This is a genomic window from Candidatus Paceibacterota bacterium (assembly GCA_035452965.1).
Taxonomy (GTDB): Bacteria; Verrucomicrobiota; Verrucomicrobiia; order Limisphaerales; family UBA8199; genus UBA8199.
On the sequence record DAOTCE010000044.1, the window covers coordinates 1 to 13,810 of the forward strand.

12 protein-coding genes are annotated in these 13,810 nt (G+C 58.8%); all 12 read right to left on the reverse strand.

The features are described 5' to 3' along the window. Positions 1–360: 360 nt before the first annotated feature. The 12 genes from P5205_20375 to P5205_20430 all read right to left on the reverse strand — a co-directional run bounded on the left by P5205_20375 (position 361) and on the right by P5205_20430 (position 13,376). Positions 361–1,470 carry a DegT/DnrJ/EryC1/StrS family aminotransferase gene (locus tag P5205_20375; GenBank protein HSA12723.1) on the reverse strand — a complete coding sequence of 370 codons (1,110 nt, stop codon included), beginning with the start codon at positions 1,468–1,470 and terminating at the stop codon, positions 361–363. Continuing rightward, positions 1,467–2,393 carry a WxcM-like domain-containing protein gene (locus tag P5205_20380; GenBank protein HSA12724.1) on the reverse strand — a complete coding sequence of 309 codons (927 nt, stop codon included), beginning with the start codon at positions 2,391–2,393 and terminating at the stop codon, positions 1,467–1,469. Before P5205_20380 ends, P5205_20375 begins: the two co-directional genes overlap by 4 nt. Before the next feature lie 40 nt (positions 2,394–2,433). After that, positions 2,434–3,519, reverse strand: coding sequence for a glycosyltransferase family 2 protein (locus P5205_20385; GenBank protein HSA12725.1), 1,086 nt, complete (start codon positions 3,517–3,519; stop codon positions 2,434–2,436). Next, positions 3,512–4,699 (reverse strand): glycosyltransferase, encoded by a 1,188-nt coding sequence (locus P5205_20390; protein HSA12726.1) that lies wholly within the window; start codon positions 4,697–4,699, stop codon positions 3,512–3,514. Before P5205_20390 ends, P5205_20385 begins: the two co-directional genes overlap by 8 nt. After that, positions 4,696–6,111, reverse strand: coding sequence for a glycosyltransferase (locus tag P5205_20395; protein ID HSA12727.1), 1,416 nt, complete (start codon positions 6,109–6,111; stop codon positions 4,696–4,698). Before P5205_20395 ends, P5205_20390 begins: the two co-directional genes overlap by 4 nt. 317 nt (positions 6,112–6,428) lie before the next feature. Beyond that, positions 6,429–7,250 (reverse strand): class I SAM-dependent methyltransferase, encoded by an 822-nt coding sequence (locus tag P5205_20400; GenBank protein HSA12728.1) that lies wholly within the window; start codon positions 7,248–7,250, stop codon positions 6,429–6,431. Positions 7,251–7,276: 26 nt separating this feature from the next. Further along, on the reverse strand, positions 7,277–8,527 hold the full coding sequence (locus P5205_20405) for an ABC transporter ATP-binding protein (GenBank protein ID HSA12729.1): 1,251 nt from the start codon (positions 8,525–8,527) through the stop codon (positions 7,277–7,279). Between the two features lie 40 nt (positions 8,528–8,567). Further along, positions 8,568–8,999 carry a four helix bundle protein gene (locus tag P5205_20410; protein ID HSA12730.1) on the reverse strand — a complete coding sequence of 144 codons (432 nt, stop codon included), beginning with the start codon at positions 8,997–8,999 and terminating at the stop codon, positions 8,568–8,570. A gap of 102 nt (positions 9,000–9,101) precedes the next feature. After that, positions 9,102–9,935 carry an ABC transporter permease gene (locus tag P5205_20415; GenBank protein ID HSA12731.1) on the reverse strand — a complete coding sequence of 278 codons (834 nt, stop codon included), beginning with the start codon at positions 9,933–9,935 and terminating at the stop codon, positions 9,102–9,104. Between the two features lie 84 nt (positions 9,936–10,019). Beyond that, on the reverse strand, positions 10,020–10,577 hold the full coding sequence (locus P5205_20420; GenBank protein HSA12732.1) for a YdcF family protein: 558 nt from the start codon (positions 10,575–10,577) through the stop codon (positions 10,020–10,022). Positions 10,578–11,436: 859 nt separating this feature from the next. Next, positions 11,437–12,504, reverse strand: a complete 1,068-nt coding sequence (locus P5205_20425; GenBank protein ID HSA12733.1) for an SDR family oxidoreductase — start codon at positions 12,502–12,504, stop codon at positions 11,437–11,439. Between the two features lie 104 nt (positions 12,505–12,608). Next, positions 12,609–13,376, reverse strand: coding sequence for an SUMF1/EgtB/PvdO family nonheme iron enzyme (locus P5205_20430; protein HSA12734.1), 768 nt, complete (start codon positions 13,374–13,376; stop codon positions 12,609–12,611). Between the last annotated feature and the right edge of the window lie 434 nt (positions 13,377–13,810).

Below are 13,810 nucleotides of genomic sequence, written 5' to 3' on the forward strand. Positions count from 1 at the left end.
GTTGCCTTTCTCTCAGACCCAAGATCCGGTGTCCACTTTTTCGGGGGAAGGGCTGTGAATCCGCACACCCTCTCGCCCTCCTCTAAATGGGCAGATGTTGAGCACGCCGTTACAAATGATTCTGGCATGCAGACCTTTGCGAATGTCCAGTTTCAGGGGGTTGATGGTCACCCTCAACCGCCCACACCCCTGATCAATATAGCGCCAGGTGCAGCAGATTCCGAAGACGAAAGATACGATCTTGCGCGCAGCCCGCCAGGGGTGACAAAGATCATGCCACACGTTTTTTACATCGGCTTTCATCGAAGCGCCCTGACGCGTGTGTTTGGGCAGATCATGCAGTGTCGGGCGAAATGTCTTCTATGTGTGGGCCAGCACATTATGAAACGCTTTAGCAACAGCCGCTGCTGAATCTACGTTGAGATGAGGCCCCATCGGCAGGCTCAGGACGGTCGAGGCGAGGGTTTTCGCAATGGGCAAAGCGTCCGGCGCAAAGTGCAAATCCGCATAGGCGCCGGAGAGGTGCGGAGGGATGGGGTAATGGATGAGCGTGCCGATACCGGCCCCGGCGAGCTTTTGCTGCAAGGCGTCACGTTGCGGATGGCGGATGACGAAGAGATGCCAAACGGGGTCGGCGTAATCCGGAACGAAGGGCAGGATTACACCAGGCAAGGAGCCAAGCGCATGGAGGTAAGCGTCCGCAACCGCTTTGCGGCGGGCGTTCCATTCGCCCAGGTGGCGCAGCTTCACGCGCAGAAACGCAGCCTGCAGTTCGTCCAGGCGCGAGTTGAACCCTTTCAGCTCGTGTTGGTACTTCACGGTGGAACCATAGTTGCGAAGCCTCCTGACCTTGTCCGCGAGCGCAGAGTCGCTCGTGGTAACGGCCCCGGCGTCAGTAAAGGCGCCAAGATTCTTGCCGGGATAGAAGCTAAAACCCGCTGCGTCGCCCAAACCGCCACATCGCTTTCCTTTGTAGCGCGCGCCATGAGCCTGGGCGGCATCCTCGATTACTTTAAGCCCACGCTTACGCGCGAGAGAGTTGATTGGGTCCATGTCTGCCGGCTGGCCGTAGAGGTGCACCGGCATAATGGCTCTCGTCCGGGGCGTGATGGCCTCCTCGATTTGGGCGGGATCGAGGTTGTAGGTGCGTAGATCCGGCTCAACCGGAACTGGCGTCGCACCGGCATAGGAGATCGCCAGCCAAGTAGCGATGAAGGTGTGCGAGGGAACTATGACTTCGTCTCCTTGGCCAATCTCGTATGCGCGCAGAATGAGGTGGAGCGCATCCAGTCCATTGCCAACGCCGATGCAGTGGTTCGCACCGCAATACGCCGCATATTCTCGTTCAAAAGCTTCCAGTTCCGTGCCAAGGAGATACCAGCCGGAGTCCATGACGCGGCGATAAGCCTCGTCAAACTGGGGTTGCAGCTCCTTGTAGGCGGGAAGCAGTTCGAGGAAGGGAAATTTCATTGCAATGTGCTTAGCTTTAGGAACTCGGCGTAGTCCCGCACGTAGTCGGAAGAATCGTACTCGTGCGATGCAAGCACAACGGAAACCGAATCACGGGAGTACTTGTACTGAGTCCTCCACACTTTTGGGGGGAAATAGATCCCAACCCATGGCCGGTCCAGCACATACTCTTCCCGATTCTTTCCATCGTCCACAACGACAGCCATGCTACCATTTACACACATCAGAAATTCATGGCATACCTTGTGGGCATGTTCCCCGCGCACCCGCGTGTCCGGAACATTGTACACAAAGAACACGCGGCGAGGCACAAACGGCAAGTCCCGATACCACTCGCTGACGCACAAATCGCCCCTCATGTCTTCCACGTGGTGCAGGCGGATCAACCTGACGCCCTGTACCACCGAATCTTCCGTTGTGACCGACTCGCCTACTGACCTCGCGCTCCGGGATTCGGCGTTGACGTATCCTACAATACGCGCCGGGTTGCCGACCACAATGGCATTGGGGGGAACATCACGGGTCACTACCGCCCCGGCGCCGACCATGGCATTCTCCCCAATGCGGAGCCCAGGAAGGATCGTGGCGTTGGCTCCGATGGATGAACCTCTGCACACCAGTGTGCGCGGGTACTTATCAGGATAATGCTTGCTACGCGGGAACTTGTCATTGCTGAAGGCAGCGTTGGGGCCAACGAACGCATCGTCTTGAATTTGTACGCCATCCCAGACGTGCACCCCGCACTTGATTGTGACGCGATCGCCGATCACGACGTCGTTCTCGATGAAGGTGTGATCACAGATATTGCACTCTTCCCCAACGCGGGCCCGGGGGAGCACATGGGCAAAAGCCCAGATGCGGCTTTTCGCCCCAATTCGGGCGCCAGGTTCTACGATCGCATGCGGGTGGATGAATGGACTCATAAAGTGAATGGCGGATTCAAGTTCGTCAAAGATTGTGGCTTTACGCTCCCGAGACAGGATGCAGTTTGTGAAGGATGCTCAAGGCCTTGAGAACCAGCCACTCCGCACAGACCCGCACCTTCCATTTCAGAACCATTGCCTCCTGCAGTGCCGCACAGGCATTCGAGTAGTCTTTCAGGCGATACAATTGCTTTGCGAGAGATTTGAATGCCACAGAAAGATGCTGCCTTTCGGCGGCATTGTCATGCGTCCCATACAGCACCAAAGCTTTGACCGCGATCAGCACCCTGAAGACCGCAAGGGAAAAGACTATAGATTTGTTGTCGAATATGGACCGCTGCTCATGCCGCACGTAGATGCTGAGCACCCGATCAGTGAAGGCCACCTTGTTTGAGAAGTACTTCAGTCTCGCAAAATATTCGTATTCCTGGCCGTGCAGATCGTCATTCCTCCATAATCCGACCCGGGCACACGTTGAGCGCCGGATCAGGGGCGCGTTAGTATCAAAGAGATAGCGCGATATCCTCGGCTCCCCCGGTCGAGGCCAAGGATCATTCATCCGGCGAAGTTCCGTGCCCTGCTGATCCCTTACCGAACACAAGCCGTAACAGAAATCCACTTCGGGGTCAGCGCGCAAAGCCTGCGCCCGTGCTTCGACAGAGTCTCGAAGCAACATGTCATCGGAGTCCAGATAGCAGATGAAGTCGCCTCGGCATTCCATGAGCCCCCGGTTCCTGGCGCTGTTGGCGCCGCCGTTTTCCTGTTTGAAGTATCGCAGGATAACCCCTTCGGGACATTTGCTGACAAGCTGGGCCACGAGGTTTGGGGTGTTATCCGTAGAACCATCATCGACAATAATACATTCGATGGGGCGATAGGTTTGATCAAACACCGATCTTACGGACTTCTCCAAGGCCCAGGCGCGGTTATACGTAGGAATAATTACCGACACCAGTGATCCGCACGCCTTGTCCGAGGCGGGTTTTACTTTCTGATCCAAGAGCCCCATCGCCAAAGGTTGCAGGACGGTCTCAGGAGCCGCGGATGCCTCGGGCCGAGCTTCCAAGTCAGGAGGTTGCGTCGGTTCAGCGGGATTGTTCTGCGGCGTCATCATCTCATCAGCCATTATTGCCGCGCTCACCTCCGCCCCTCGAGCCGCCGTTTAGAAGATCGCCGATGATGCCGGCCATGGTCTTGCACATCCGACCAACCGAAAACTCCTCCAGCGCGCGCTGGCGGTTTCGCGCACCAAGCCGCTGCCGCAGGTTGGCATCCATCAACAGCGGCTCAAGGGTCGAAGCCAGACTGGCAGCATCATTTGGTTTGCAGAATTGTTGCGGCTCGTTGCCAAGGGCCTCGCGGTTCCCCGGTATATCCGTTGCAACCACGGGCAGACCGCAGGTCATGTATTCCAGAATGGCGTTCGGCAGGCCCTCATGGGTGGTCGAGAGGATCCCGATATCGCTGGCAGCGAGCAGTCCCGCCACGTCCTTCACCTGACCGGGGAAACTCGCCGAATGGAGCAGACCGAGGTCGCGCGCCAGTTGACGGACACTGCCATAGGATTCCTGGTGTGCACCTGCCAGGAGCAGTCGAGGTCCAGGCTGTGCCTTCGGGTTATCCGACAACACTTTGCGCCACGCGCGCAGTAGTGTCGGGTGGTCCTTTTGGTGCCTGAAATTGGCCACCATCGTGGCCACTGCAGCATTCTCCTCAATTCCCAGTTCTGCCCGCCATTCGGCGCGTGCCTTCCGGGCCGGCGCCATTTCAACGCCGTTGTGGACCACGTAAACCGGCGCCGTGGTCTCCCCCACGGTGTGGCGGAGGTAATCAACCTCATGCGCAGCGTTGCAGATGACGGCCGAGCTGCGACGATACGCGAACCGCTGGACGGCATCTCCACGAAGATCGCCGCAATCGCGCTGGCCCCAGATGCACACCTGGGCGGGTGAAAATCGCCAGACAAGATTACAACCGGTACTGGGCCAGGGCAAGTAGGGCAGAATCACGTCCGGGCGCTCCCGGTACAGGCCGCGCAACAATCCCCAGAGTTGAGGGAAAAAGGACTTCTTGCGGCAGGGCCAGCGAAATTTGTGCACCGCCCACGGGATGCCCGCCGCCTCACAATGTTCGATGACCAATTCCGGGCCGGCGAATCCGTGATGATGGCCCCAGACCCGCACATCGCAGCCAAGATTCTTGAGATGGCGGGCGAAATGCAACGCTTGCCGCTCGGCGCCACCGAGATCGAAACCGCAGAGAACGAAGAGCACCCGCTTGCCGGCGAGTATTGACTGGCTGTTCACGAGCACGCCCTGCCGGTGGCGGCGTGGCCGCCGAGCAGGTCACTGATAAGGTCGGCTGTTGTCTGGCACATCTTGTCCACCGAGAATTCTTGCGCAGCTCGTCTTTGATTGCGCATTCCAAGTTGTCGCCGCAGGTCGGGCTCATTCAAGAGCGCCTGCAGTTGACCGGCCAGACTGTCGGGGTCGCCCAATTTACATAATTGCTGTTGCGAATCATCCCCGAGAGCTTCGCGCGTTCCAGGCAGATCGGTGGCGACAACCGGAAGCCCGCCGGCCATGTACTCGATGACAACGTTTGGCAAGCCCTCGTGGTTACTCGCGAGAATGCCTATATCGGTGGCGGCCAGAAGTCCCGAAATGTCCTTTATCTGACCAAGGAAATGCACCGTGTCGAGCAAACCGAGGCTGCTTGCCAGTTGACGGACAGCATCATAGGAATCCTGCGGCGCGCCGGCTAACAGCAAGCGTGGGCGGCTCTGACCAGCTGGTGTGGCCGCCAGCACCTTGCGCCAGGCGTGCAGCAAGGTCGGATGATCTTTCACCGATCGAAAGTTGGCCACCATGGCGGCCACGGTCGTATCTTCGCCAACGCCCAATTCCTCCCGCCAGGCGGCGCGAGTTCTGATGCGGGGCACGAGCTCGACGCCATTGTGGACGATGGAAACCGGCGCGGGCGTCTCTCCCAGTGTTCGACGCAGGTAATCCACCTCATGGGCCGCGTTACAGACCACTGCCGAGACCCGGCGATAGGCAAAGCGTTCGAGTGGATGGCCCCGCATGTCGTGCACGTTTCGCTGAGACCAAATACAAACTTTGGCCGGCGACAGACGCCAGGTGAGGCCGCAGCTCATATTGGCCCAGGCGGTGTATGGCAAGATTACGTCCGGTCGGTCCCGGCGCAATGCCCGCAGAACACGCCAGCCATCCCGCACCAGGGAACTTTTCCGGCAGGGCCAGAGAAACCGGTGAATGGCCCAGGGAATGCCGGCCTCGTCGCATTCCTGTTCCACCAGGCCATGGCCGAGGTGCCCCCAAACGCGGACGTCGCATCCCAAATTCTTGAGATAGCGGGCCAGGTGCATCCCCTGCCGTTCGGCGCCTCCCAGCTCAAGAGAGCAAAAGACGAAGAGAATGCGCTTGCCTCTGATCGCTTCGATACCGTGCTCCGGCTTTCGGCGATCCAGGGCTGTGCCGGGACCATTCTCAGCGGTGGAGTGTATGGCTGCGGTTATCCGTTCGTTTGCTAATTCCAGATGCAGGTGGGCGCTCCGGATAAGCGCGACATCAGGCCACACCCAACATCTGCTGCCGCACAATAAGGGAGCACCACTTCCGGCTAAGCCCGACGGAGGGCCAACGCGAACTTGAAAGCCCGCAGCAGGAAAGTCGTTTTCCTGCAAGGCCACCGCCACGTTACCAAGCGGCACGGAATACTGTGGCGCCTGCACTCTTCGCCGACAAACCCGCCAGGGATCGATAATCCCCACACCTCTACATCCGCACGCAGTCTATCCTTGAAGTGGCGAACAAGGTGCAAGGCCTGCCGCTCAGCCCCGCCTAATTGGAGGCTGGGTAAAACAAAGATCACCCGCCACCCCACCCAACCGCCCTGGACTGGTTTCCGCTGGCTTCTCATTAGACACTCAGTAATGCCGCAATCTTCCGATGTCCCAGACTTGGCCGCTGCCGCGTTAGTCAAGATCTGCAGTTCGCCCCGGGGTCATTCACTTCAGAGTTTCTCGACTAGCGCACACAGATGCGGCGCATCGGGCTTGCAGCCCGCCCGATACCTGAACGCCCGGGAGTGCGGGAAACTAGCCCGGCTCAAGCAATCCATCCATCGCTTGCTCAACAGGCGCAGGCAGGTGGACAAGAAGCGAATGTTCCAGGATTTCCATGTGATGCGGCGCAGACTGGACTGCAGTTGCTCAAAATCGAGGCCTTCGCAGAATATAACCTTGAAGCCCAAAGCCTGCAGGGAGCGGGAAAGGTCCGCGGAATTCATTGAACGCACATGTTGCCGGCGATGAAATTGGGTTTCGCAGAAGGGGCAGAAGACCATCGCCCGGTCCAGGTTCTCGTTATTGGGCGTTGTGAACATGGCCCGCCCCCCCGGCCGGAGAAGGCGGTAGATTTCCTTGGGAAAAGCGTCCGCCAGATCCGGCAGCAGGTGCTCCAAAACCTCTACACAGATGATCAGGTCAAACGAGTTGTCCGCAAAGGGTAGCGGAGGATGAAAGCCCGCCTTAGCCCCTTTCCAGTAAGGCTGAGCTTTGAACTTGTTGTTCACCAATGCAACCTGGTCCGGACTCGCATCTACCGCGTGGCAGAAGACTTTCTCTGCCATCAGCGGCTGAAGCAAAAAGCCAGGGCCACAGCCATAGTCCAGGACCGACGAATTGGAGCGCAGACTACCGCTGCTGCGCAGAAACTGCAGCAGGCCCTTGTGGCAGAGCCGGGAAAAACACACCTCTTGCCGGTGCGGCGCGTTGCCGACTTGATCCCAGAAGCGGCTAACTGTCTCGGGAGTCCAAATGCCATCGTGTGCCATGGTAAATGTTGCTTGCAGAAACCAGATCAAACGATACTTCTAAAGCGCGCATCCGATTCCCAACTGCAGGGGAGCGCCAGGTGCCCTTGACTGCTCGAAGGCAGCCGGCCGCTGCCAAAAACATCTGCAAACACAACCTCCATCTGCGCTGCCGGCTCCAGCCTCTCGATTACTCCACTGCCATCCGTCAAAATGACGTCGACGTAGTAAGCTCCCGGGACCAGCGGCAGCGACGGCACTCGACAGGAGACCACAGCGATACGTTGGGGCTCCAGAACGCGCCCGGCATGGTACCGTGTGTCAAACAACGCAACCCGCTGGTTTTGCTGATTTCGGATAGCAACCGAGCAAGCCATCCCATTGGTATGAGTGAAATCCCTCAACTCCAGTTTGAATTCAATCGCCTGTCCAACCCGAACGCTGTTCTGGTTGCCTTGATCGTCGCACACAGTCAGTCCGCGCACGATGCGAGCCGTCCGCTCCTCGCGCGACGGCCGCTTTTCGGCAAAGGGTTGAGCGAGGTTCACGGACAGGTACCTTCTAACCCCCGCCTCCGGGCTTAGACGTTCGCTCACTTGGCCAACCGTCAATACTCGAACCGCCGAGCAGAGCCCAATGACGGCGTCCATGTTGTGTGTGACAAAAACAACGGTCCGACCCGCCCGCGCAACCTGATCCATTTTGCCGAGACACTTCCGCTGAAACGAAACGTCGCCCACGGCCAAAACCTCGTCGATCAGCAGAATCTCCGGCTCCAGGTGAGCGGCGACGGCGAATCCCAGCCGAACGCGCATCCCGCTGGAATAGCGTTTCACCGGCGTGTCCAGGAACTTCTCCACCCCCGAAAAGTCCACGATCTCGTCGAACTTGGCGTTGATCTCGGCGCGGGTCATGCCGAGAATGGCGCCGTTCATGTAGATGTTCTCCCGCCCGCTCAACTCCGGGTGAAAACCCGTGCCGACTTCGAGCAGGCTGCCCACGCGGCCGCGGATGTGGACCTCGCCTTCCGTCGGCTCCGTGATCCGCGTAAGGATCTTCAGCAACGTGGATTTGCCGGACCCGTTGGGGCCAATGACGCCCAGAACCTCGCCCTGTTTAACCTCGAACGAAACGTCTTTCAATGCCCAAACGTCTTCAGGCGTTCGCCGTCCTGCGCCACGGCCCATTAAGCGGCCGGCCGCATGCATGATATGATCGCGCAGGGTGTCCGGGGACAAGGTCGCGCCCAAGCGGTATTTCTTGCCCAGGTTCCTGACGGAAATGACCGGGGAGCTCATAGAAAAAGGAAGATAGCAGATCGAAGATCGGAGTTCGAGTCTAGCGGATTAGATGAATTCCGATCCAACTCATGAGCGCAAGCAACGCGATCTCTCCGCCGAGCTTGCCCGCAGCTCGCCTGCGCGTCGAGGCGATTAAACCGGAGATGAGCGAACCTGTCTCATCGACCAAGCAGCGGGTGTGCTGGGCAGCGGACGCACTGGAGGGGTAATTGTCTTCGATCACGTAAAGAAGCGAGCGCACTTCTCCGCAAGAAGCACGCGCGATGTTGTAAGCCTGGAATTTCTCACCGCCATGCGCTCGTTGAAACCCTTCGGCAACATTGGACATAACCGAGACTGCGGCCCTCTGGATCTGATTGCACAGGCCGAAATCGCTAGCGAGCGGGTTGTTTCGAGAGAGCGCGTAGACGTCGTTGACAAGCCTCCGCGCCTTTTGCCATGCCTCCAAGTCCTCAAATGTCATGCTCATCGGGGTGAGTGGTGGCGTTTGCAGTTTGACCTGATCATCCTATTCTCGATCTCCCATCTCCTCTCTTCGAGCTTCCCTCTACGATCTTCGCGCTCCTGGCGCTCAGATGACGTCCGCAAAGGTCTTCTCGACCGAGCGGAAGTAGTAGGCGCCGGTGACCAGCAAGACGACGACGACGGCCGTGCTGACCCAAAAGCCGAGCCAGTAAGGCGCAAACGCGGGGCCGAGAATGCACCAGCGGAAGCCGTCGATCGCGCCGACCATCGGATTGAGGCTGTACCAGAAACGATATTCGGGTTTGATTACGGACGATAGAAACCCAACAGGGCTGATGTAGATCCCCAGGCGGACGATAAAGGGGATGATGTACTTGACGTCGCGGTATTTGACATTCAGGGCGCACAGCCACAAGCCCATACCGAAAGCGGCCATGGCAGCCATCAGGAAGAAGAGCGGCAGGAGCAAGAAAGTGGGGGATGGAGCCAGGCCGTAGCAGGCCATCATGATCAAGAGGATGACCATGGCGATGAGGAAATCAACGGTGCCCGCGATGAGATAGGTGGCCGGAACGACGAGCCGGGGAAAATAGACTTTGGTGATCAAGTTAGACTGCGCCACCAGGGATTCGCCGCTCTTGCTCAGGACCTCGGAGAAGAACTGCCAGACCACCACCCCCGAAAGCGTGATCATGGCATAAGGCGTGTCGGTGCCCTTATCGAAGCCCGCCAGGCGGCCAAAGATAAAAGTGAAGACGATCATCGTGAGCACGGGCTGCACCACGGCCCAGAGAATGCCCAGCATGGTTTGCTTGTAGCGGACGGTGACCTCGCGCCAGCCGAAGAACCAGAACAGCTCGCGGTAGTCCCAAAGCTCGCGGAAGTCAATCCCGATTAAGCCGCGTTTGGGCCGGATGATGCGGTCGTATTGAAGGTCCATGGTATGCGGGACGTGGGAAGCGGGAATAGCTAAGCGGCAAGGGACAAGCGGACAGCGGTAAGCGATGGTGGGGAGCGGAAAGAGTCAATACTTCAACCAATAGTACGGAAGCTTCACCCACTCGTTTTGGAAATTGATGAGGCCCTGTTCGTTTCTCCACCAATTGGTGGCGGCGTATTCACGAGGGCCCGCGGCGACGACGCGAATTTCCGTCCCGGTGCCTTTGAATTGCTTGCGAAAGAGCCAGCGAACCCGGCGAGTGTGGAACGTTTCTGTGATGATGAGGAGGCACTTCGCGTTATTCGCTCTTGCCCAGTCCCGCACGGCCACGGATTCCTGGTAGGTGTTCCGCACCGCCCGGCCCACGCCCACAACCGCTTGAGCCGATACTCCGTGGCGGAGCAGGACAGATTCTGTAACCGAACGCTCCGGCTGTTTCAGACCGATCTCCTCAGTTGCGCCCAGGGCCAGTTCCATAATCAGAACTTTGGGGGCAAAGCCTTCATTGTAAAGCCGGGCGGCTTCAAAGGGACGGTAGTCCACACCGCCGCCGAGCACGACGATGGCATCCGCCTTTGCCGGGTTTTCGTTAATGATCCAGGCATTTGCCAAGCCGGTGAGCAGGGAAGCGCGGAAGACCAAGCAGAAAGCAGAAAGTAGAAAGCAGAAAGCGGCAAGGCAGACAAGGCGGCGGGTCCATCTGCGGGCTGTGGGACCGCCGACTGAAGGCGGTTGATGGTTGAGGGTTGATCCGCCTTCGCCTGGCTCCGGCGCGACAGGGGGTTGAGGGTCCACGGGGCAGAGGTCAGAAGTCAGAAATCGGTGCGGACAACAGCGGACATTGGGAAAGCAGAAAGCAGAAAACCTCCAGGGCAAACGCCGAAAGGCTGCCCAGCGCAATAGGTGCGGCCATTTCACGGTTCAAGGCCGGTTCAATCACGGCTGCGGCAGCGCCCGGAATGCTGGGGGCACCGGGATTGCCTGAGAGTGGTGATCCACCGACAACCGCGAAGAACCATTGTGGAACGCGTTGGGGGGTGTGAATTGGCGCAAATTCCGAGGCCACAGCGGGTTACACACATGAACCTACGGTGTGGATACGGCGAGCATACGGTGGGGATACGGGGAGACCCCCTGGTGCGCTGGGGTCTGTCTCGCATCAGCGTCATAGCAAATCGCCTGGTGTATTCGGCGTAAGTCACTTAACAACAGTGGGTTACACCAGGTATTGTCAGGCGGCACGGGCTAAGCGGCTCGCGTAAGTCCTTAAAATTGAGTAATTTGCGAATCGCCTGTGACCAGCGGCCAATGGTCTCAGGTTTTCCACCGGTCAGGACCCAGCGATTCGACCTGTTCCCAACCCACGCGCTATCATCTCGGATGAACCCAAGAAACTGAAGTGCCACGCCGCGCAGCAAGCTGTGGAATCCACGAGCCAAGGCCCGGTGAAGTAGCCAGGAATCGACTTCACGGGGCAAGCAAGGCTTGCATAGACGAGCCCTCACTGGGTTCCGTGGTTGCGCAGGTACCATCCCAGCGATTCGGACAAGCCTTGCGCGACGGAGTGGGTGGGCTCGTAGGCCAGGCGTTCCCGGGCTTGTTGAATATCCGCCAAGGAATGGCGGATGTCGCCCCCGCGGAAGTCGCGGTAAATGGGGCTCTGAGCTGCGAGCGACCGGCCGCTTTTCGAGAGCAGGCCATGGAGCAGGCGGTAAAGGTCGTTCAGGCTGGTGCGCTGGTGCACAGCGACATTATAGACCTGGCTGTTGGCCTGCGCATGAGGGGCGGTGGCAGCCAGCAAGTTGGCCTGGACCACGTTGGCGACGTAACAGAAGTCGCGGCTGGTTTCGCCGTCGCCGTTGATATACACGGGCTCATTGCGCAGCAACGCGGAGATCCATTTGGGGATAACCGCCGCGTAAGCGCCGTTCGGGTCCTGGCGCGGGCCGAACACGTTGAAGTACCGCAGGCCGATGGTTGCCATGCCGTATGTCCGCGCGAAAACGTCGGCATACATTTCGCACATGACCTTCGTGGCGGCGTAGGGGGAGAGCGGGCGGCCGACTTTTTCCTCGACTTTGGGGAGGTCGGGGTGATCGCCGTAAACCGAGCTGCTGGACGCATAGACAAGGCGCTTAACCTTCTGATCGCGCGCGGCAACGAGCAGGTTGAGGAAGCCGGTTACGTTGGAGGCGTGGCTGGCAATGGGATCTTTGATGGAGCGCGGGACGGAGCCCAGAGCGGCCTGGTGCAGGACGTAGTCCACGCCGGCGCAAGCCTTTTGGCAAGCAGCGAGGTCGCGGGTGTCGCCGTGGATGAAGTGGAAAGTTGAGGGTTGAGAGTCGCGGGCTGAGGGCGATGCCGCGGTGCGATGCTCGGCGACAAGTCGCCGGACCTCGTCCAGGTTTTCCTGTTTCCCGGTGCTGAAGTTGTCGAGGCCGATTACATGCTGTCCGAGCTTAAGCAGCGTTTCCAACAGGTTTGAGCCGATGAAGCCGGCGCAGCCGGTCACCAGCCATGTCGCGGGATTGGCGCGCAGCTCGATTTGCAGTTCGTCGTAGCGGGACAAGAGTCGTTAAGATGTCAAAGGGTTAAGAGGGCGGGTTACAGACTGCGGAGCGCCAGACAACAGGACCGGTCAAAAAGCTGAAAGCTGAAATCAAAGGGCAGAGGTCAGAGATCCGAGGTTAGAACAACCCGGAAACCACGGCTCACATACCTTTCGTTCGGTTCGCCAAATGCTCGCCCCCAGGATGCAAGACTCGCTGACGTGTCTCGAGTGAATGACCCGCCACGGTAAACCCGCCATGAGCCGATTTCGTTGTAGAGGTCCTCGCACCATTCCCAGACATTACCACTGAGGTCGTACAGCCCCAGCGTGTTGGCAGGGAAGGCGCCCGTCGGCGCGGTGAAGGGGTAGGCATCCGCCCCGAGGTCCTGAGAGTAGTTCCCGAAATCCTTGGGGGGCGGCCAGTTTGCGCTCCAGGGATAGGTCCCGGGCGGAATGGAAGGGCTTTCACCCTTTCTTTTCGCTACCTGACTGACACGAGTCCGCTCTTGCGAAGCCTTTCTGTATTTTTCCTCGGGAGTCTTTCCATCCTCCCTGGCGAGCCCCATGGCGCAGCTCCACTCGGCGTCGGTCGGCAGACGGTAGGTTTGGCTGGCCTGGATCGTCCCTGCTTTGTGTTCTTTCTGCGTGAGCCAGGCGCAAAAAGACCTGGCGTCGTCCCAGCTAACGCCCACCACCGGGTGCGTCGGACCTTGCTCGAAACCGGGATTCTTCCAGTTGTGGCCAGCCATAACGAATCCGCCATCCGCTAGCGATAACACGTCATTGGTTGCATCGTAGCTGGTGGCCTTCACGAACGCCTCGAAGTCCTGGACGCGCGTTTCCCAAACGCAGAACTGCACTTTAGTGCCGGGCACGGGGACGAAGATCATGCCGAGGGTGTTGGTCCAGGGCTGGGGAGGTTGAGAGTTGAGGGTTGAGGGTTGAGGGTCGGGGCTGATTGAGGAGGCGGAAGGACTGCAGCCGGTAAGAAACAGAGCAGAAAGAAGAAAGCAGAAAGCTGAAATGCGGACGGGCGAAGTCCTTCCACTGAACAGAAGGCAACGAAGGAAACAGAGGCTTAACTTACCAGGCTTCACCACAGATGGCGCGGATGGCCCCGGCGCGGCAGACATCGAACACCCAACATCAAGAATCCAAAATCGAACGTTCACAATCCAAGGTCTAACGGCCAGGAGCAAACTTCTGAAAGGGGTTAACCACGGATGGACACTGATCAAACCACATGCTGAAAAGCTGACAGGCTGAAATCAGAGGTCAGAGGTCAGAGGTCAGAAGTCAGACGTCTGAGGTCAGTGCGGACAAA